General features: G+C 59.6%; 15 protein-coding genes. 6 read left to right on the top strand and 9 right to left on the bottom strand.

Translation table 11 applies throughout. The features are described from left to right. Nucleotides 1–26 precede the first annotated feature (26 nt). The 4 genes from AC1DA5_RS00815 to AC1DA5_RS00800 all read left to right on the top strand — a co-directional run bounded on the left by AC1DA5_RS00815 (nucleotide 27) and on the right by AC1DA5_RS00800 (nucleotide 7,859). Nucleotides 27–2,072 carry a helicase HerA-like domain-containing protein gene (locus AC1DA5_RS00815; RefSeq protein ID WP_480289035.1) on the top strand — a complete coding sequence of 682 codons (2,046 nt, stop codon included), beginning with the start codon at nucleotides 27–29 and terminating at the stop codon, nucleotides 2,070–2,072. 93 nt (nucleotides 2,073–2,165) lie between these two features. Next, the gene (gene proC / locus AC1DA5_RS00810; RefSeq protein ID WP_480289034.1) at nucleotides 2,166–2,993 is read left to right on the top strand and encodes a pyrroline-5-carboxylate reductase; all 828 of its coding nucleotides are present in this window, start codon (nucleotides 2,166–2,168) and stop codon (nucleotides 2,991–2,993) included. 94 nt (nucleotides 2,994–3,087) lie between these two features. Next, complete coding sequence (valS, locus tag AC1DA5_RS00805) at nucleotides 3,088–5,832, top strand: valine--tRNA ligase (RefSeq protein WP_480289033.1); 2,745 nt, start codon at nucleotides 3,088–3,090, stop codon at nucleotides 5,830–5,832. A gap of 2 nt (nucleotides 5,833–5,834) precedes the next feature. Continuing rightward, on the top strand, nucleotides 5,835–7,859 hold the full coding sequence (locus AC1DA5_RS00800; RefSeq protein ID WP_285014487.1) for an AMP-dependent synthetase/ligase: 2,025 nt from the start codon (nucleotides 5,835–5,837) through the stop codon (nucleotides 7,857–7,859). A gap of 552 nt (nucleotides 7,860–8,411) precedes the next feature. Here the strand turns inward: AC1DA5_RS00800 and AC1DA5_RS00795 are convergent. From AC1DA5_RS00795 to tig, 9 genes are all read right to left on the bottom strand, one after another. Next, the gene (locus tag AC1DA5_RS00795; protein ID WP_083314525.1) at nucleotides 8,412–10,442 is read right to left on the bottom strand and encodes a TRAP transporter permease; all 2,031 of its coding nucleotides are present in this window, start codon (nucleotides 10,440–10,442) and stop codon (nucleotides 8,412–8,414) included. A 4-nt stretch (nucleotides 10,443–10,446) separates the two neighbouring features. Beyond that, complete coding sequence (locus tag AC1DA5_RS00790) at nucleotides 10,447–10,950, bottom strand: DUF1850 domain-containing protein (RefSeq protein WP_083314524.1); 504 nt, start codon at nucleotides 10,948–10,950, stop codon at nucleotides 10,447–10,449. Beyond that, nucleotides 10,919–11,920 carry a TAXI family TRAP transporter solute-binding subunit gene (locus tag AC1DA5_RS00785; RefSeq protein WP_070727449.1) on the bottom strand — a complete coding sequence of 334 codons (1,002 nt, stop codon included), beginning with the start codon at nucleotides 11,918–11,920 and terminating at the stop codon, nucleotides 10,919–10,921. Before AC1DA5_RS00785 ends, AC1DA5_RS00790 begins: the two co-directional genes overlap by 32 nt. Nucleotides 11,921–12,209: 289 nt before the next feature. Continuing rightward, on the bottom strand, nucleotides 12,210–12,626 hold the full coding sequence (locus tag AC1DA5_RS00780) for a hypothetical protein (RefSeq protein ID WP_083314523.1): 417 nt from the start codon (nucleotides 12,624–12,626) through the stop codon (nucleotides 12,210–12,212). Nucleotides 12,627–12,739: 113 nt separating this feature from the next. Further along, the gene (locus tag AC1DA5_RS00775) at nucleotides 12,740–13,084 is read right to left on the bottom strand and encodes a chorismate mutase (RefSeq protein ID WP_058236360.1); all 345 of its coding nucleotides are present in this window, start codon (nucleotides 13,082–13,084) and stop codon (nucleotides 12,740–12,742) included. A gap of 89 nt (nucleotides 13,085–13,173) precedes the next feature. Then, a complete protein-coding gene (clpX, locus tag AC1DA5_RS00770) occupies nucleotides 13,174–14,427 on the bottom strand; it encodes an ATP-dependent Clp protease ATP-binding subunit ClpX (protein ID WP_058236359.1) in 1,254 nt (417 codons plus the stop codon). A gap of 260 nt (nucleotides 14,428–14,687) precedes the next feature. Further along, complete coding sequence (locus tag AC1DA5_RS00765) at nucleotides 14,688–15,335, bottom strand: ATP-dependent Clp protease proteolytic subunit (RefSeq protein ID WP_058236358.1); 648 nt, start codon at nucleotides 15,333–15,335, stop codon at nucleotides 14,688–14,690. 1 nt (nucleotide 15,336) lies between these two features. Next, on the bottom strand, nucleotides 15,337–15,969 hold the full coding sequence (locus tag AC1DA5_RS00760; protein ID WP_480289032.1) for an ATP-dependent Clp protease proteolytic subunit: 633 nt from the start codon (nucleotides 15,967–15,969) through the stop codon (nucleotides 15,337–15,339). A 203-nt stretch (nucleotides 15,970–16,172) separates the two neighbouring features. Continuing rightward, nucleotides 16,173–17,549, bottom strand: a complete 1,377-nt coding sequence (gene tig, locus AC1DA5_RS00755; RefSeq protein WP_480289031.1) for a trigger factor — start codon at nucleotides 17,547–17,549, stop codon at nucleotides 16,173–16,175. A gap of 188 nt (nucleotides 17,550–17,737) precedes the next feature. Here tig and AC1DA5_RS00750 point away from each other — a divergent pair, with 188 nt between their 5' ends. Together AC1DA5_RS00750 and AC1DA5_RS00745 are read left to right on the top strand one after the other, a co-directional pair. Further along, complete coding sequence (locus AC1DA5_RS00750) at nucleotides 17,738–19,138, top strand: MBL fold metallo-hydrolase RNA specificity domain-containing protein (RefSeq protein WP_480289030.1); 1,401 nt, start codon at nucleotides 17,738–17,740, stop codon at nucleotides 19,136–19,138. 269 nt (nucleotides 19,139–19,407) lie between these two features. Then, on the top strand, nucleotides 19,408–21,135 hold the full coding sequence (locus tag AC1DA5_RS00745) for an SLC13 family permease (RefSeq protein WP_070727568.1): 1,728 nt from the start codon (nucleotides 19,408–19,410) through the stop codon (nucleotides 21,133–21,135). Nucleotides 21,136–21,255: the final 120 nt, after the last annotated feature.

Below are 21,255 nucleotides of genomic sequence, written 5' to 3'. Positions count from 1 at the left end.
TTGCGGTGAGCTTTTAGACTCGAGATATGAGTGAAAACAACGCCGACTTGGAAGCTCAACTCGCACAGGCTCGCGCTCAGGCGGCCGAAGCTGAAGCACGCGCCGCCCGAGCAGAAGCTGAGGCCGCCGCAGCCCGCCTCGCCGCACTGGAAGCACAGGGCGGATCAGTGCAGGCGCCCGCAGACCCAGCTCAAAACCCCGCCGAGAACGCACAGGACGACAACCCGCCTTCTGACAAGCCCCACGACGTGCAACCGCACGCTGACGAATCTGAGCAGGAGCAAGAATCCGCCGACAAGGACTCAGCAGCAGACAAGGACTCAGCAGCAGACAAGGACTCAGCAGCAGACAAGGACTCAGCAGCCGACGCGCCCCAGCAGGCACCAGAAGGCACGACGGACAACGCGCCCGATAGGCCTCAAGAAGACACGACGCCTCCTGCCTCTTCACCTTTGGCTGACACTATCAGCGCCGCCTACGCATTCGCGGACACCACATCGGCTCCAACCATCACGGTCGGTACGCTGCTAGACGGCGACACTCACCTACCCCAGGCGACCGCCACAATACCGCTGTCCATCCTCAACCGTCACCTACTCGTAGCCGGCGCCACCGGCTCTGGCAAGACTCGCACCCTCCAGCTCCTGGCAGAAGGACTGTCAACAGCGGGAACCCCGGTCGCCCTCGTCGATGTCAAAGGCGATCTGACCGGCCTTGCCGAAAAGGGTACTGCCAACGACAAGCTTGCTGCGCGCACGACCGCCAACGGGCAGGACTGGCAACCGGCTTCCTTCCCCACACAGTTGCTCACACCGGCAGGCTCCAACGCCCCTGTTCCCGGCGCGATGGTGCGCACACGCGTCAGCGATTTCGGGCCGCTGCTTCTGGCCCGCGCGCTCCAGCTCAACACCACGCAGGAGCAGGCACTTCAACTGATTTTCTCGTGGGCCGACACGAACGGTCTGGAACTTGTTGACCTCGGTGACCTGCAATCAGTCATCACATTCCTCACTTCCCCTGAAGGCAAAGAGGAGCTCAGCGGGATCGGCGGCGTGTCCAAAGCGACCGCCGGTGTCATCTTGCGCACGCTGACCGCCCTTGCTTCCCAGGGGGGTGACCAGTTCTTCGGGGAACCCGCATTCGACACGGCTGACCTGATGAAGGCCGACAGTGACGGGCGCGGGATTATCTCCCTGCTGGAAGTAGGCGACATGTCCCGCCAGCCGGCCCTGATCTCCGCGCTGATCATGTGGCTGCTCGCTGACTTGTTCTCCAGCCTCGACGAGGTCGGTGACCTGGACAAGCCACGCCTGACATTCGTCTTTGACGAAGCACACCTGCTGTTCACCGATGCGACCAAGGAGTTCGTGCGTCAGGTGGTCCACACCGTGCGCCTGATCCGTTCCAAGGGCGTCAGCATCGTCTTCGTCACCCAGTCCCCCACGGACATCCCCTCTGACGTGCTCGCACAGCTCGGTTCGCGCATCCAGCATGCGCTGCGTGCCATCACACCGGACGATCAGCGCCGCCTCAAGGATGCCGTCAAGACTTTCCCCACCACTGATCTGGACTTGGCGGAGATCCTGACCACGCTCGGCACAGGTGAAGCGGTGGTGACGGTACTCGACCCGAAAGGCCGCCCCACACCGCCCGCACCGTTTAGCATCTGGGCTCCCGCATCGGTTATGGGAGAGGCGTCCGACGCGACGATCTCTGCGTTGTTGTCGGCCTCGGATCTGGTCGCCCGCTACGCCACACCTGTTGACCCGCGCTCTGCCACCGAAGAGCTTGCTGAGCGCACCCAGAAAGCGATCGACCAGCGGGCCGCAGAAGAAAAGCAGGCCGAGCTGGAAAAGGAACAGGAAAAGGCTCGCAAGAAGGCCGAACGAGAGGCGGAAAAGGAGCGGGCCCGCTGGGAGAAGGAAGCCCAACGTGAGCAGCAACGCGCTCAGAAAGCCCGCGAGCGCCGCCAACGATCCATGGAATCGGCACTGGCCAACGTGATCAAGTCCGCCGGCACTCAGATTGGGCGCGAAATCACCCGCAGTATTTTCGGCACGCGCCGCAAGTAAAGTCACGCCGGTCATGCCGCCCGCTTTGAGTCGCCCTCGTCCGCTGGCAATAATTGACGAGGGCGACGCGCGCACGCGAAGAAGGAGAAGATCATGCGTATAGGTTTCGTTGGATCAGGATCAATGGCAGGAGCAATTGCTCGCGGAGCGGCTCACAGTGAGGCCATCGACTCCCTGATGTTTTCAGATGCCGGCTCCGGCAGGGCAGCCGCACTGGCCGATGAGCTGGGCGGACAGTCTGCGACCAATGAGCGTATCGCCGCCGAATGCGACATCGTCGTCCTGGCCGTCAAACCCTACGCGATTCGTGAGGTGTGCACCGCGCTGGCTCCAACAATCGCCGAACGCGGCGGGGTATGCGTGGCGTCCCTGGCTGCCGGCACGCCGATTGATACGCTCAGTGCAGCGCTGGGTGATGTTCCGATTGTGCGCGTCATGCCGAATGTGAATGCGCAGATCGGCCAGTCCATGAGTGCACTGTGTGCCAACAAGGCTGCCTCGACTACCGCCGCCTCCTTCACCACAAATGGCACCTACCTTGACGCCGTTCGCGCACTGATGAACGCGGTGGGCACCACCCTCGTCATTGACGAAGACAAGTTCGCAGTATTCAGCGCACTGGCAGGATGCTCACCGGCTTGGGTGTTTCAGGTCATTGAGGCGCTCGCGCGCGCCGGTGTGAAATACGGCCTGTCGAAGAGTCAGGCGACCACCATTGCAGCCCAGGCGGTTGCCGGATCTGCCAGTTTGGTCCTTGACCGAGCCGAAGACGGCATCGTGCCTGCTCAGCTGATCGATCAGGTCTGCTCGCCCGGTGGCACCACCATTGCAGGACTGCTCGCAAGTGAAGAAGCAGGCCTGTCGAATGCACTGGTCGCCGCTGTCGATGCGGCAGTCCAGCGCGACGGTGAGTTGAGGTAGACACCACTGGATGCTGGACGTCTTTGGTGGCAAGCGCCTTAACCTCGTAGGCTAAGAGCAGAGTTATACGCGTATCGGATGGAGTCAGACTCTTATGACCACACAGCAACCCCTGTCATCGCGACCGCACCTGGGTCAGGTGCCCGACAAAGTGACAGCAGATGGATTAGAGGACAAGTGGGGCGACCGTTGGGAAGACGCCGGAACGTACTCATTTGATCGCACGGCCACGCGTGAACAGGTCTATTCGATCGACACTCCTCCGCCCACCGTTTCCGGATCCCTGCACGTGGGGCATGTCTTTTCCTACACGCACACTGACGTGGTTGCCCGCTACCAGCGCATGATGGGCAAGGAAGTGTTCTACCCAATGGGGTGGGATGACAACGGCCTGCCAACTGAACGCCGCGTTCAGAATTATTTCGGCGTGCGCGTCGACACGTCACTGCCCTACGACCCCGACTTCCAGCCCCCGCACACCGGTGGCGGAAAATCCATTAAGGCTCGCGACCAGCAGCCGATCAGTCGCCAGAACTTCGTGGAGCTGTGCGAACGCCTGTCCATCGATGACGAGAAGCAGTTCGAAGCGCTGTGGCGTCGCCTCGGCCTGTCGGTCGACTGGAAGCAGCATTACCAAACCATCGGCGCACATGCCCGCAAGGTTGCCCAGGCAGCGTTCCTGCGTAACCTGGCGCGCGGCGAGGCCTACCAACAGGAGGCGCCCGGCCTGTGGGACATCACGTTCCAGACCGCCGTGGCCCAGGCTGAGCTCGAATCACGCGAATACCCAGGGTTCTACCACCGCCTCGCATTCCACATCACTGACGAGGGGGCCGCACGCCAAGCCGCTGAGCAGGGTGCACCGGTTGAAAACGGTCGCGATGTCTACATTGAGACCACGCGACCCGAACTGCTGGCAGCCTGTGTTGCCCTGATCGCTCACCCTGACGATGAGCGCTTCAAGCCGTTGTTCGGCACCACGGTTACCTCGCCCGTCTTCGGTGTGGAAGTGCCTGTCCTTGCCCACCCGGAAGCGGAGATGGATAAGGGCGCGGGCATCGCGATGTGTTGTACGTTCGGTGACACCACTGACATTGACTGGTGGCGCGACCTTGATCTGCCGTTGCGAGCCATTTTGCGCAAAGATGGCCGCATCGCAACCGACGTGCCCGAATGGATCACGGATCCCGCCGGCCGCCAGGCGTATGAGGCGATGGCCGGAAAGACCACGTTCTCAGCGCGTCAGGAAGTGGTTGACCGCCTGCGTGAGTCCGGTGAAATGAGTGGTGAACCCACTCCGACGCAGCGTCAGACAAACTTCTTTGAGCGCGGCGAAAAGCCTCTGGAAATCGTCACGTCCCGCCAGTGGTACATCCGCAACGGTGGGCGCCCATGGACGCATGGATCAACGGGTAAGGACTTCAATGAGGAGCTCATTGAGCGCGGGCGCGCATTGGACTTCCACCCCGAATTCATGCGGGTGCGCTATGAGAACTGGGTGGGTGGCCTCAACAATGACTGGCTCATCTCCCGTCAGCGCTTCTTCGGCGTGCCGTTCCCGCTGTGGTACAGGATCGACGAGGATGGCACAACGCTGTACGACCAGCTGATCATTCCTGATGAAGCTGACCTGCCGATCGATCCGTCCAGCGACACGCCCCACGGATACACGGAGGATCAGCGTGACCAGCCCGGTGGCTTCGCAGCCGAGCTGGACATTATGGACACGTGGGCGACCTCGTCCCTGTCCCCACAGATTGCAGCCGGCTGGCTGGAAGACGAGGACCTGTTCACCCGCGTTTACCCGATGGACCTTCGCCCGCAGGGGCAGGACATCATCCGCACGTGGCTCTTCTCCACGGTGGTGCGTGCCGCACTCGAATTTGGCGAACTGCCCTGGCAGCACACGGCTTTATCCGGCTGGATCGTCGATAAAGACCACAAGAAGATGTCGAAGTCGAAGGGCAACGTCGTCACGCCGATGGGCCTGCTCGAAAAGTACGGGTCGGATGCGGTGCGCTACTGGGCGGCTTCCGCCCGTCTGGGTGTGGACTCAGCTTTCGACGAGTCGCAGATGAAGATCGGTCGCCGCCTGGCTATCAAGGTTCTCAACGCCTCGAAGTTCGCGCTGACGATGGGCGACGATTCCGGTGAGGTGGATCTTGATGCCTCGCATGTGACGCAGCCACTTGACCAGTCTGTTCTGGCACACCTGCGTTCCGTCATCGACACTGCCAGCAGCGCATTTGCCGCCTACGACCATGCGCGTGCCCTCGAGGTCACTGAATCATTCTTCTGGACGTTCTGCGATGATTACGTGGAATTGGTCAAGGAGCGTGCCTACAACCACGACGGCGCATGGTCGGACGAGGAAGCTCAGTCGGCACGCGCGACGTTGGCCCTGGTCATCAACGCTGTTGTGCGTCTGCTCGCGCCCTTCCTGCCCTACGTCACGGAAGAGGTGTGGTCGTGGTATCAGGAAGGCTCCGTTCATCGCGCGTCCTGGCCTACCCTCGATGAGCTGTCCGGCCCCGAGGGTGACCCGACTGTTCTGGATGCTGCGTCGGCAGCGCTGATCGTCATGCGCCGCGTCAAGTCGGAAGCCAAGGTTTCTCCGCGTACGCCGTTCCTGGCTGTGACGGTGCAGGCTCCTGCCGACATGATTCCTGCCCTCGAAATGGTGGAATCCGATCTGCGCTCTGCCACGAAGGTGACGGGTACGCTGACTCTTGAAGAATCCGCGTCAACACCCGACAGCGGCGATGATTCGCATGAGACCCACAGTGTCAAGGTTGCTGACGTGACCCTGGGTGAGCCTCCGGCCAAAAGAAAGAAGTAGTCATGGCGCACAGCTCCAGCGAGCCCGATTCGAATGCCGATGAACAGGTAGTCGTCGAGCCGGCAGGACAGGAGTCTCCCTCGTCAATTGGTGTGGAAGAGGCAACGTCTGCTTTCACGTCGTCTCAGCTCCGCCTGCCGTCAGGAGACTCGATTGACGCGGGCGAGAGCGAGGACGAGAGCGAACCTGTCTCAACCGATGCACTCGAGTGGCGGGCGCCTGTCCTGGTCCGGATCGACGAGCACACCACGATTCCCTACCTGCTGCAGCGCAGGGTGCAACGCTCACCGCGCAAGCCGATTATTGAGCGCAAGCTCTCGATGGGGGACACGTGGCGTCCGATGAGTGCCGCGCACTTCTACGAGGATGTGCAGCGCACATCTGCCGGCCTGATTGCAATGGGGCTCGAACTCGGTGATCGGGTCGCCGTCATGTCGCATACGCGCTACGAGTGGACGCTGTTGGATTTTGCCTGCTGGTGTGCAGGACTGGTGCCCGTTCCGATTTACGAGACGTCGTCGATCGAGCAGATCGCCTTTATCCTCAGAGACACGCAGGCGCGCGTGGCGATCACTGAGACCATCACGATGGCGGAACTGGTGCGTGCCGCGGCCAGCTCGCAATCTCAGGATGTCACCGTGCTGTCGCTGGATTCCGAGGCGATCCAAACCATCCAGGATGGTGGCGCTCAGGTTCGGCGCACAGTGCTGACTGGTCGCATGGCGCAGCTCACCACCGATTCGATTGCCACGATCGTGTACACGTCGGGCACGACGGGACGGCCCAAAGGCACGGTGCTCACGCACGGCAACTTCACTGAGCTGGCGGTGAACTCGCACCGTTGGATGCCGGAGATCGCGGCGGGTGACGATTCACGCCTCTTATTGTTCTTGCCGTTGGCACACGTGTTTGCGCGTTTCCTGCAGGTCTTCCAGATTTCAGGTGGAGGTGTGCTGGGGCACAGCCCTGACACGAAGAACCTGCTGCCGGATCTCGCTTCGTTCAGGCCGTCCTACCTGCTGGTTGTGCCGCGAGTGCTGGAGAAGATCTATAACTCGGCGGACGCTCAGGCGGGCTCGGGCCCTCAGCGCAAAGTATTCCGTTGGGCTGCACATGTGGCGGTGGAATACTCGCGCGCGTTGGATACTCCTGAAGGCCCCTCGCGTTCGCTGCGTTCCCAGCGCATGGTGGCTGACAAGCTGGTGTATCAAAAGCTCCTGAAGCTTGTGGGCGGCAATGCCAGCTACATTGTATCCGGCGGCGCTCCCCTGTCCACGCATCTCGCTCACTTCTATCGCGGTATCGGACTGCCTGTGTTGGAAGGCTACGGCCTGACTGAGACGGTTGGGCCGGTGTCGGTCAATACACCGCGTCTGACCAAGATTGGCACGGTCGGACCGCCGCTTCCGCCGCTGTCGATCAAGATCTCTGATCAGGGAGAAGTCCTCATCAAGGGGTGTTCGGTTTTCCAGGGCTACCACAATATGCCCGACGAGACAGCTCAGGCGTTGACTGAGGACGGTTGGTTCCGCACCGGTGATCTGGGGTCGCTGGATCGTGATGGGTATGTGCGCATCACAGGTCGAGCCAAGGAGCTGATCGTGACGGCAGGCGGCAAGAATGTTTCACCTGCCACGCTGGAAGATCCACTTCGTTCTCATCCGCTGATCAGTCAGGTTGTGGTCGTAGGTGACAAGCGTCCGTTCGTCGCTGCTCTCATCACGTTGGATGAGGAGATGTTGCCGGTGTGGTTGAAAAATCACGGCCTGCCAGCGATGTCCGTTGCTGAAGCCTCGACCAATGTGGAGGTACAGGCGTCGTTGGAGCGAGCAGTTGAACGTGCGAACGCACATGTGTCGCGTGCCGAGTCGATTCGAGCGATCCGCGTGCTGACCTCTGACTTCACGGAAGCTAACGGCATGCTGACGCCCTCGCTCAAGGTCAAGCGTGCGGTTGTGACCAAGCGCTTCGAGGCTGTCATCAACGACATCTACGGCGGACCGCTTGAAGAGGACCAGGATAAGTAGCGTTCGTGTGCTTCTTGCCCGCGCTCTCGTGCAGGGCGCGGGCAAGAAGCCAACCGTTTGCGATGTTCGCGCAGTCGCAGGTCAACGGGTCAAGGTCCTAGTCAACCGGTCAAGGTCAACGCACCGCCGCGCGTCAACCCGTCAAGGTAAGAGGGCCGCTCACTTCGCACAGCCGACCGTTGAACATCGACTTTTCCGCACTACATCAACGTTCTCATATCGTGAGATGTTGAATCCTACGCCTCATACCTTGACTGGTTGACGATTCAGCCCTTCAATTACCTTGACCCGTTGATCAGCAGATCATCCAAGCCGCTTTCGGCTGCACGCAGCCGCGGAATATCACGGCCACAGCCAGATCACGATGCTCAGCCGCCCCCAATTCACGCTGCTGATGGGTTGACCTCTGTCACGTACTCACCCACGCCACGCGACCACCCAATTCACGCAGCTGATGGGTTGGCCAGCCGCCCCACTACCACAGCACGCCCGATGAGGGGCCGGCCGTCTGCATCATGATCGACCGCCACGGCGCGATCGGCCAAACCGCCGCTAAATGGCTTTGAGTGAGAGGTTATCGTTCTTCTTGGCCTTCATCATCATGAACGCCAGTGCACACGCACCTGCCGCGATGCCGATCAGGTCGGTGATCGGCTCAGGCGACATCATGGATAGGCCTGCGCCCAGGAACACTGCTCTCATGAGCAACGGTACCTTTTCCATAAAGAAGCCTTCGACGGCGATCGCCAGCAGGAGCACGCCTGCAACAGCCGTGGCAGTTACCTTCATACCCTCCAGCCAGTTCACGTCCTGGAGCAACAGAACCGGGTTGAACACAAAGATGAACGGAATGACGTATCCGGCCAGGGCGAGTTTCATCGACTGGAAGCCCGTGCGCATCGGGTCAGCCCCCGACAGGCCGGCAGCGGCGAAGGAGGCCAGGGCGACAGGCGGCGTGATGTTGGCGAACAAGCCGAAGTAGAACACGAACATGTGTGCAACCAGCGGAGGCACGCCCAGCTGACCAAGCGCAGGTGCAGCCATCGTTGCGGTGATGATGTAGGTCGGAATCGACGGCAGGCCCATGCCCAGAATGATCGAGGCCACCATCGTCAGCACCAGTGACAGCAAGATTGATCCTGCGCCGAATGCTACGATTGCATTCGCCAGTTTGACACCGAACCCCGTCATCGTCACAACACCGACGATGATGCCAACGGCCGCGCAGGCCACAGCCACGGAGATTGCTGTTTTGGCACCATTTGCCAGCGCTTCGATGATGTCTTTGACTGACATGCGCGTAGCCGGGCGAAGCTCTGCGACCACTATGGTCACCAGAATCGTCAGCAGCGCAGAGAACAAGATGGTGCGTCCTGAGAAGAACAGCATGTAGATCAGGAAGAGCAGCGGGATGACCAGGTGACCGCGTTCTTTCATGACGTCTCGCACCAGAGGCAACGAGTCACGAGAAATACCCTTCAGGCCTTCCTTCGTTGCCCTCAAATGCACCTGCGCGATGATGCCCAGGTAGTACAGCAAGGCGGGGATCAACGCGGCAATCGCGATTTCACTGTATGGCATGCCCAAGGTCTCAGCCATGATGAATGCTGCAGCGCCCATAATCGGCGGCAGGATCTGGCCGCCAACAGATGACGAGGCTTCCACCGCGCCCGCAAACGTCGACTTATAGCCCACGCGTTTCATCAGCGGAATCGTGAAAGCACCGGTTGTTACCACGTTCGCCACGGCGGCACCGTTGATCGACCCAAGGAAGCCGGAGGCAATAACCGACACCTTCGCGGGGCCACCACGGGATTGACCGGCAATAGCCAGCGCGATGTCATTGAAGAACTCACCCATGCCTGACTTCTGCAGGACCGCTCCGAACAGGATGAACAGGAAGATGTAGGTAGCGGACACAGAAATTGCCGTGCCGTAGATTCCTTCGGTCGTCAAATACAGGAAGTTGAACGTGTCGGAAGGATAATACCCGCGGTGACGGAAGATTCCGGGGAACAATCGCCCGTACAGCGCGTATATCACGAACGCGATCGCCAGCAGCGGCATGGCCCAGCCGGTGAGCCGGCGCGCCGCTTCAATGACCAAAACAACCAGAATCATCGCAAAGACAAGGTCTGCAGTCGAGGGCTCACCGAACCGACGCACAATCCCGTCGTAGTTGGTTATCACGTAAACGGCCGTCGACAGCGCAGCCAGGGCCAGGATGATGTCATAAAACGGGACTCGCGAGCGCACGCCCTTTCGGATCGGCGGATACAGCAGGAATGTCAAGAACAAGATGACGCCGACGTGGATCGATCGGTGGATCAGCACCGGCGGCGCACCGAAGTAGGCGGTCCACATGTGATACAGGGACAGGGCGACTGCGACGGCTGTGATGAGAATGGCCATCGGTTTCCACTCGACCTGGCGAACGCGCGATTCCCGGTCAAATTCTTCAAGCACGTCTTCGGCGTGTACATCAATGTCGTGCGTGTCGACACTGACACGTTCGTCGTCACGTTTCGACCGGGTCGGGTGCGTCTGTGAGGGGTGAGCCTGTGTGGTGTGTGAGTGAGACATGGTTCTACTCCTGAATTCGTAGTCGCACGAGGGCATGATGTGGCAGATCCGTCGGGGCGATGACATGAGTTCCGACGGTGAGCGTGGTGTGAGTATCGTGGCTATGCGCCCACGTCAGCTCCGGAATCGTCCGGTTGATTCCTTCGGTGTGGATGACACCGTCTTTGACGGTGGTCACGCCTCCAGGGTCGGCCGGCACCCCCGCTCCGTATGATTTGATGTCGATGGCGTCAAGCTGCAGGTGGTCGCCGTGGACGGTGTAGTACTCGACCCACGGTTCCTTCTCGATGGAATGGATCCATTTCATCGTGATCGGTTCGTCGTCAGTGGCGGCGAATCGGAAATATTCCTGACCGGTTTCCTGATCTTCAATGATTATCGAGGGTGCGGCATGGAGCGCGGCTGCATACGCACCGCACATTGCACCCGTCGCGACGAGGGCGATGCCGACGACGGCTGCCACGATCCGCGGGCTCTTATTCAGACTGTGCAGTGTCTTTGGATGCATCTTTGCTCACCGCCCCCTGTTCTGTGTAATAGCGCAGTGCTCCAGGGTGGATGGGGACTGCTGCGCCTTCATCGAAGCTGTCCAGCGTGATTCCCATTGCAGCCTTGTGAGACGCGTGCAGGGTGTCGAGGTTTTCAAACAGAGCTTTCGTCATTTTGTAGACCTGTTCCTCGTCCAGGTCCGGAGAGACGAGCAGCTGGTTCATAATCGACGCGGTGAGGACGTCCTCTGCCTGCGAGTATGTTCCGCCAGGGATCGCGCTCTGGTCGAAGAAGGGATACTTCTCCTTGAGCCTGGCGAATCCTTCACCCTCGATGGGGACGATGACGACGTCTTCGGTTGTCGCAAGGTCCATGATTGAGGAGTTTGGCAGGCCGGAGGTAACGAACGCTGCGTCAGTCTGGCCGTTCTTGATCTGGTCGATGGCGCCCGAGTATGACAGGAAGTCTTCCTGGATGTCGTCATACGTCATGCCGTATGCATCCAGAATCATCTGCGCGTTCAGTTCCACACCGGAGTTCTTATCTCCCACGCCGACGCGTTTGCCGCGCAGGTCCTCCACCGATCGGATCCCGGTCCTGGCGGTGGTCACGATCTGGACGTAGTTGGGGTACAACGCTGTTAGTGCGGTGAGCTCACTGAGCTGGCGGCGTCCTTCGAATGGGCCGGTTCCCTCGACAGCTTGTCGTGTTGCATCGCCCATGACGAAGGCCAGTTCGGCGCGCCCTGAGGTGATGAGCGAGATGTTTTCCACGGATGCGCCCGTTGCCTGTACGGATGCGTCCGATCCTAGTTCGTTGCGGAAAATCTGAGCCATAGAGGCGCCGATCTGGTAGTACGGTCCAGACGTGCCGCCGGCGGCGATAGTGATGAATTCGACGGATCCGCGTTCGTGCGAAGGACCTGGTGCTATGCAGGCAGTCAGTACCAACGCCGCGGCGGCCATTATGGCTCCAAATCGTTTTCTCATGACGTCCCCTTCCGGGCTTGCTGATGTGTCCGATGAGGTGGCTGTGTGACGGTTGGATTCGCCTGCGCCATGCTGACATACTGGCTCGGTGAATCCTCATGTAGCCAGTTACTTCCCTGTCCTTCAGCTCACATATTTCTTTCGGACAATACCCCTGTTATTATCTTCACGTCAAGAGAAATTTTAGAATTTCATTGCCGTATCTCGAATCGCAGAATTCGAAATACGCAAAAATGCGGCAGATATCGCTGAGGATATCTGCCGCCTTGCGCGTTCCTGGTGCCGCGGATTAGGACATGGACACGGAGGCGCTCGCTGCTACTATCGCAACAATGATGAACCATATGATCATGAGAACAACGAACACGATCAGTGATGCCAGGAAGCCGTTACGCGACATGCGCGAATCGTTCGGACGCTGATCCTTCCAGACCAACCACAAAACCAGGCCGACAATCGGGACGAAGAATCCCAGGACCGCCCATCCGATGCTGCCGGTGTCCACAGGATTTGCTCCCTGCTGATACTGGCTCGCCTGCTGGTACTGCCCCGGCTGGCCGTATGGCGATGGCTGTCCAGCCTGGTACTGCTGAGACTGGGATCCGTACGCATCGGAGCCGGACGAATTGTACTGATTCTCCTGCCCATAATTAGGGTTATCCTGCCCATAATTAGGGGGAGTATTGGTGTTTTGGCTCATTGCCATTGCCCTCATATCCTCGAAAGTGTATGACGTGATTACAGTTCTGACGAACTATCTCTATGATACGGTCACTGGCCCCACTTTGTGAACGATGTCATTTACGTGTTACGCCCCGTTCACTCCTCGTTTCCAAAATTGCGCTTGATGTGTTCATGATGTCGGATAACCTCGCGCACCATAAAGGCCAAGAACTTCTCCGCAAAGTCCGGATCCAGCCCGCTTTCTTCCGCCAAACGCCGCAATCGCGCCACTTGCCGCGCCTCACGCGCCCGATCTTCAGGCGGCATATCGTGCTCCGCCTTGATGAACCCTACGCGCTTCGTGCAGCGAAACCGCTCCGCCAGGATGTGGATGAGCGCAGCATCAATATTGTCGATCGTTTCGCGTGCCTGGCTGAGTTCTACAGGAATAGCGGGCTGCGTGCCGGCACTGGCGGCACTCGGGTCAGATGTTTGGTTCATATCAGCACTCCCCTCGTTGTCTTACGTGCTGCGTCGTCTTCGACGCGTGCATGTCTTCCTGCCGGGCACACCCGCTCCGGCAAAGGCGGCTACGCGCTTTGAGTCTTCGCCTCACCAGGGGCATACAGTTCCGCGTCCCCCTCGCCGGTGACGACATCGCGGGTAATGACGACGGTGCCGACATCGTCGCGACTGGGTAGTTCAAACATCAGGTCGGACAGCGTCTTTTCCATAATGGTGGACAGGCCGCGCGCGCCCGTACCTCGCCTGTTGGCTTCAGAGGCGATCTCCATCAGCGCGTCCTCGGTAAATTCCAGCGTCATGTCGTCCAGCTCAAACAGGTGCTGGTACTGGGCGACGAGGCATGCCTGCGGCTCGGTGAGGACGCGAACCAGGTCCTGCTCGGTGAGCAGTTTCGTTGAGGTGAGGATCGGGAGCCTGCCGATAAATTCCGGAATCATGCCGAACTTGTGCAGATCTTCGGGCGTGACTGATTCGTAAATGTCACCCATTTCGGAAGAGGATTTCAGTGACGAGGCAAAACCTGTGGAGCGCTGTCCAAGGCGCGCCCGCACGATCTCCTCGATACCGGCAAATGCGCCGGCCGCGATGAACAGAATGCCGGATGTGTCGATTTCGAGGAACTGCTGGTGCGGATGCTTGCGACCGCCTTGAGGCGGGACGGATGCGACGGTCCCTTCAATAATCTTGAGCAGTGCCTGTTGGACGCCCTCGCCCGATACGTCTCGCGTGATCGACGCGTTTTCGCCCTTGCGGCCAATCTTGTCGATCTCGTCAATGTAGATGATGCCGCGTTCAGCCTTCTTGATGTCGCCGTCGGCTTCCTGGATAAGTTTGAGCAGGATGTTTTCAACGTCCTCGCCCACATACCCTGCCTCCGTCAGCGCAGTGGCATCCACAATCACGAACGGAACGTGCAGCATGCGGGCAAGTGATCGGGCCAGGTGGGTTTTCCCGGTTCCGGTTGGACCCAGCATGAGAATATTGGACTTGGTGCCCTGCATATCCTCATCGTTTCCGGCTTCCCTGGAGCGCACGCGCTTGTAGTGGTTGTAGACTGCTACGGATAGTGCGCGCTTGGCGCGGTCCTGACCGATGACCCACGAGTCAAGGAAGTCGAAGATTTCGCGCGGTTTGGGTAGCGGGGTCTGCGTGGGCGCGCTGTCAGTCTGCAGCTCTTCTTCGATGATTTCGTTGCACAGTTCGATGCACTCGTTGCAGATGTACACACCGGAGCCGCCGATCAGCTTGCGCACTTGTTTTTGTGTCTTGCCGCAGAACGAACACTTGAGCAGTTCTGCCCCATCCGTCAACCGTGCCATGACGCGCCTCCCATTCGATCCGCACACCTCCATGCGCGTGTTTCTAGCCTAATGGAGCCATCCGCAGTGGGCGAACCGGCGCGCGTGGGAACGCCCTCGCCAATCATGTGAGGTTTCCCGGTCGGGTGTCACATAATTGACGAGGGCGACTTGTTCACGAACAACTCGGCGCGCTGGACAAAGTGACTGGCACCACCTGCTGATACATGCGAGCAGCACCGCGCGTATCTGAGCCAGCGATACTACGCGCCGGCGATCAGTTACTGGGCTTTGCGCGGCTCGAGCACCTGGTCGATCAGACCGTACTCGCGGGCCTGCTCAGCAGTGAGGATCTTGTCGCGTTCAATGTCGCGGCGTACCTGCTCCGAACTGACGCCTGAATGCTTCGACAGGGTGTCTTCGAGCCACTTGCGCATGCGGTCAATCTCATCGGCCACGATCTCGATGTCCGAGGCCTGACCGTGCATGCCTTCCATCGCAGGCTGGTGAATCAGGATACGAGCGTTCGGCAGTGCGAGTCGGCGTTCGGGCGCGCCCGCGGCCAGCAACACGGCGGCAGCCGAGGCGGCCTGCCCCAGGCACACGGTCTGGATCTGAGGCTTGACGTACTGCATGGTGTCGTAGATGGCGGTCATCGCAGTGAACGAGCCGCCGGGGCTGTTGATGTACATCGTGATCATTGAATCGGGATCCTGAGACTCCAGCACGAGCAGCTGAGCCATCACATCGTCAGCCGACGAATCGTCAACCTGAACTCCGAGGAACACGATGCGGTCCTCGAACAGTTTGGCGTACGGATCCTGGCGCTTGTACCCGTAGGCGGTGCGCTCCTCGAAGGTGGGCAGCACGTAGCGGGCCTGCGGCATCTGACGGGCCATTGCGTCAAAGTAAGGAGCAGTGCTGGACATATCAGTTCTCTCCGTTCTGCGCGTCGTTGGCACGGTGGCCGATCTCCTGCGGTGTGGAGACGATCTTGTCGGCAAATCCGTATTCGATTGCTTCCTGAGCGCTGAACCAGTGGTCGCGGTCGGAATCCGCAAGGATCTGCTCGACGGACTTACCGGTGCGCTCAGCGGTGATTTCCGCCAGTTCGCGCTTCATCTTGAGAATCAGTTCGGCGTTGATGCGAATGTCGGTGGCCGAACCACCGGCCCCGCCTGAGGGCTGGTGCATGAGGACACGCGTGTGCGGGGTGATGAAACGCTTGCCGGGTGCGCCTGCGGTGAGCAGGAACTGCCCCATGGACGCTGCAAGACCCATGGCCACGGTGACAACATCCGGCTTGACGTACTGCATGGTGTCGTAGATGGCCATGCCGCCGGTGACCGAGCCGCCGGGGCTGTTGATGTACAGGTAGATGTCGCGGTCGGGATCTTCAGCAGCCAGAAGCAGCATCTGCGCGCAGATTGCGTTCGCATTTTCGTCTTCCACTGCACTTCCCAGCCAGATAATGCGTTCCTTGAGCAGACGCTGGTAGACAGCATCTCCGAACGAGCTTTGAGGCTGCGCGCCGTCGGCGCCTCTCACGCGCTGTTCACTCACTTGACGTCCTTCCATCGGGCATTTTTCATCACTGATGTCCAACCTACCGGTTTCGCACTGTGCCGTCGGCCTGGATTGGCACTTTTCGCTGACGGCGCACGTTCACGCGCACTCATGCACGCTCTTGCTGCTCACTTCATGCAGGCGGGGCAGGAACGCTTCCTGGTTCCTGCCCCGCGTGTCAGTGGTGATCCGCTACTCGATCACTTCTCGTCAGCTTCTGCTGCCTCTGCGTCTTCAGTCTTGGCTGCATCGTCGGCCTCAGCTGCATCCTCAGCCGCTTCGTCTGCACCTTCAGCTGCATCATCGTTAGCTTCTTCATCACCAAAGAACTCAGTCAGGTCGATGGCCTGGCCGTTTGTGTCCTTCACGGTGACCAGACGCAGGGCCTCGATGATGGCCTTGGTGCGGGTCAGTCGTGCAACCACGGTCTGGACTTCCTCGGGCGAAGAGATCAGCTGGTTGATGTCGATGCCGTAGGTCTGCGACATCTGCATCAGGTAGTCGATCAGTTCGCGTTGGGAAACCTGGACTTCCAGTTTCTTGGCCAGTTCGTCGGAGAGGATGTCGCGACGGAACTCGAGTTCGAGCTCTTCGCGGGCTTCCTTCTTTTTCTTGGCGGTGGGCTTGTCACCCAGCTGCTGCTTAACGGCCTCGTCGATGACGGATTCAGGCAGGAGGATCTCAACCTTATCCAGCAGTGCTTCGACCAGACGGTCGCGTGCGTCCAGCGCCTGCTGAGAACGCTTGGTCTGCTCAGCCTGCTTCTTCATGTCCTCCATGAGTTCGTCAGCAGTGTCGAATTCGGATGCCATCTGGGCGAATTCGTCATCAACCTTCGGCATTTCACGCATCTTCACGGAGTGAACATGCAGAGCCACTTCAGCTTCTTCGCCGGCGTGGTCTCCGCCCTTGAGCTTGGACGTGAAGGTCACGTCGTCACCCGAGTGCGTGCCGCGCAGAGCCTTGTCCTGGCCATCCAGCATCGTGCCGGAACCGATTTCGTAGGAAACCTCGGACACCGAATCCACCTCTTCACCGTCGACCGTTGCGGTCAGGTCGATGGTGACGAAGTCGCCGGTCTTAGCCTGGCGCTTGACGGACTTCAGCGTGGCGAATCGGGCGCGCAGGCGGTCCAGCTCGGTCTGCACGTCTTCGTCGGTAACATCCGCCGGGTCAACCTCAACGGTCATGTCATCGGTAATTTCGGGCACTTCGAAGGCGGGAACGATGTCGACCTCGCCGGTGAAGACGAGCTTGCCGCTGATCGGGCCGCTGGTCGCCGGAATTTCGGTGACTTCGATGCTGGGTTGAGCCATGGGGCGCAGTTCGTTTTCCACGACCGCCTGCGAGTACAGGCGAGGCAGAATCTCGTTGACTGCCTGCTCGATGATGGCGGCACGACCAAATCGCTGATCGATAATGCGCGGCGGAACGTGTCCCTTACGGAAACCGGGGATATTCGCCTGCTTCGAAATTTCCTTGTATGCCTTGTCCATCTGAGGCTTGATTTCTTCATGGTCGGCCTCAACGGTCAAGCGCACCTTGGTGGGCTCGAGGGTCTCAACAGTGCTCTTCACGTGTGTGCACTCCAACGTCTTGTTTCGATTTCAGCCCGTATTTCGGGCACATGACAACCCCTCGATTCTACGACAAGTCCCAGGCGTTGTCTGCAAGGGATCCGTCATATGTGGGATGAATCTACCGAATGTGCGACACGCACCACTGAACGTCCCCATCGCAACGTAATCTGCGTCACAGTAAAGGTATGGCTCCAACGACCTTAACTTTCGTGGGCGCAGCTGGAACCGTGACCGGTTCCAAGCATCTTCTAACCGTTGACTCCCCACGAGGCGAGCGACGGATTCTCATCGATTCAGGCCTGTATCAGGGCGAGAAAAAACTCCGCCGCAAGAACTGGTCTGATTTTCCAGTCCCGGCCGATTCCATTTCGGACATTCTCCTCACTCACGCACACCTGGATCACGTGGGATATTTGCCACGCCTGGTCAAGCAGGGCTTCAGCGGCACCATCTGGGCCACACCGTCCACTATCGACCTGGCACATATCGTTCTGCGAGATTCTGCCTACCTGCAGGAACGCGACGCCGAGCATGCACGCACCTACGGGTATTCCAAGCACCGTCGGCCGTTACCGCTGTATACGGTCAACGACGTTGAGGACACGCTGCCACTGATGCGAGCTGTCGATTTCGACGCTGACATTGACGTGGGCGGGCAGGTCAGTGCGCACTGGACGCGCGCCGGCCACATCCTCGGCTCAGCTTCGATCCGCGTCCACACACCTGGCGGTGACGCGCTGTTTTCCGGTGACCTGGGCCGACCCACGCACCCCGTTCTGCGCTCGCGAGAAATTCCCGAGGGTGCCCCGACGGTTCTGCTCGAATCAACATATGGAGATCGTGAACACTTTGAAGCTGATCCAGGACACGAAAAGCACGAAGTGTTCCGTGACGCCATCTGCCGAACCATCGATCGCGGCGGCTCCGTTCTGGTTCCAGCGTTCGCCGTCGACCGCACTGAAGTAGTGCTGAAAGTACTATCCGACATGGTCACTGCCGGCCAGATCCCCTCGGTGCCAATCTACGTGGACTCCCCCATGGCGCTCGCCTCGCTTCGTCTTTACCAGGCTGCCAGTGCGCGCGGCGAACTCAATGATGAAGTGGGAGGCCTGAAGCTGAGCAACCTGAATCTCATTGAGGTGCGAGACCAGGAACAGTCGCAAAAACTCAACGATCCTAAGGAGCCTTCCATCATTGTGTCGGCCTCCGGCATGCTCACCGGCGGCCGCGTCCTGCACCATATCGAGCACATGCTCCCCCAGGCGATTCATACCGTCGTGTTGACCGGCTATCAGGCGGTAGGCACACGTGGGCGCGCGCTCCTGGACGGCGCACGCGAACTGAAAATGCATGGCGCGTGGGTGAGCGTGCAGGCCGAGGTGATTCGCGACGAGGAATTCTCCGTACACGCAGATTGCTCGGAGCTGGTGGACTGGGTACGCGATCTGGTGCCTCAGCCTCGTTCAGTGTGGTGCGTGCATGGCGAAGATAAGGCTGCACAGGCGTTAGTCGATTCGCTCGATCAGGAGCTGGGCGTACGCGCCCGGGTGGCCGTCCCGGAGAAGACCATCGAGTTGAAGAAGTGACAAAGCGTCCACTCCCCCGCTTCTCAGTCGACCAGAACCGACCGGAACAGAACACGCTTTTTTCCTACTTTTGTGTCCTTTTCGTAACTTTTCTCATCGCAATTGACTGACGTGCGTCGTGGCGTGCCATACAATAATGTCTGCGACTAAAGTCCTATATGCGCCAGAGTGCATACAGGTGGCGGACCGACGATGGTACGCCGCGTCGCGCATCTGTTCTGGGATTCTCCGTCGAGGGCGGCGCGTCCTCTGTGTCACGAAAGGTCACCATGAGTATTCCTACCCTTCACACATCGTCATCACATGCAGCAGCTGATGACTACGTAGCGCCATCACGTACCGTCCACCTTGTGCGCATGGCGGGCCTGCTGGGAGGCCCGCTCCTGGCTGTACTGGTGTACTTCATCATGCCCGACAATGCCGCCGACATCGCAGCACAAGGCCTGTCCGACGACAAGCTCAGCACCATGAATCTTGACGGCCTGCCCATCGTGGCCGCGGTCGCGATCCTCATGGGCATCTGGTGGATGACCGAAGCCATCCCGCTCGCCGCCACTGCCCTGATTCCAATGGTCGTCTTCCCTGCCCTACAGGTCGATTCTTTTTCCGGAACAGCCGGACCGTACGCCTCGGACACGATCTACCTGTTCATGGGTGGATTCATCCTGGCGCTCGCCATGCAGCGCTGGAACCTGCACCGACGTATCGCGCTGACCGTGGTCAACATGGTCGGGACGAAACCTCGCCAACTGGTCGCAGGATTCATGATCGCGACTGGCTTCCTGTCAATGTGGGTGTCCAACACCGCGACCGCCGTCATGATGCTGCCCATCGGAATGTCGGTGCTGCAGCTCGTCTCCCAGCTCGAAGGTTCCCGCCAGGCAGATTCTGAGGATCTACCCGCCGACGCTGAATCAGTGTCCGGCACAGCTCGCGACGCCACAAAAGGTGGCGTCGTGGCAGCAATCGTTCAAAAAGGTAAGGATGCCTCGGAAACGATCAGTAAGCAGACGCAGCTATATCACTCGAAGTTCGCCATTTCCCTCATGCTCGGCATCGCCTATTCCGCTTCGATCGGCTCACTGGGAACCATCATCGGCACTCCGCCCAACTCGCTCCTGGTGGCATACCTGAAGGAAAACCACGATATTTCGATCGGTTTCGGACAGTGGATGCTGGTAGGTGTCCCACTGGCGGTGACGTTCCTGGCGATCGGATGGTTCCTGCTGACATATGTTCTGTTCCCACCGGAAATCTCGGAAATCCCCGGAGGTAAGAAGCTCATTCGCAGTGAACTGAAGAAGCTCGGCCCGATGGGCAGCGGCGAGTTACTCGTCGGCATCCTCTTCGTGGCCGCCGCCATCTTGTGGGTGTTCCTGCCCTTTTTCCTGAAGTTTTTCGGCATTCAGATCAAGGGGATCGACACCATTATCGGCATGGGGATCTCCTTGCTGCTCTTCATCATTCCGGCAGACCCGAAGCGAGGGGTGCGTTTGATGAACTGGGAGTCAATGAAGGACCTACCCTGGGATATCATCCTGCTGTTCGGTGGCGGTCTGGCTCTGTCTGGCCAGTTCTCTCACACGGGCCTGTCAAACTGGGTAGGCCACTCAGTTGAGCAGTTGCGCACCCTGCCCATCATCGTGATTTTGTTCGCGATCACGGCGCTCGTCCTGGCTCTGACGGAGCTCACCTCCAACACCGCAACTGCTGCCGCGTTCCTGCCGATTATCGGCGGCGTCGCCATCGGCCTTGGGTACGGCGATATGAACATCCTGCTCTTCGTGATCCCGGCTGCGTTGGCTGCCACGTGTGCGTTCATGCTCCCGGTCGCCACGCCTCCAAACGCCATCGCGTACGGGTCGGGTTACGTGCGCATCGTCGACATGATCAAGGCAGGTTTCTGGTTTAACGTCGTCGGCATCTTCCTGGTGATGGGCACCGTACTGGCTCTGGCGGTCCCGATCTTTGGTCTAGCTTTAACGCCTTCCGTGTAGCACTCCGGTCGCCCTCGGCAATCACGATGAACGAGGGCGACCGCGGCGCCGTGTCGAAACTCCAGCTTGAATCATCGGGCGGATGACCGCGCGCCACTTTAATGACGGTGTGTCATAATC

This window comes from Pauljensenia sp. C0254C2 (genome assembly GCF_056583835.1).
This window is presented reverse-complemented; position numbering and strand designations above follow the sequence as displayed.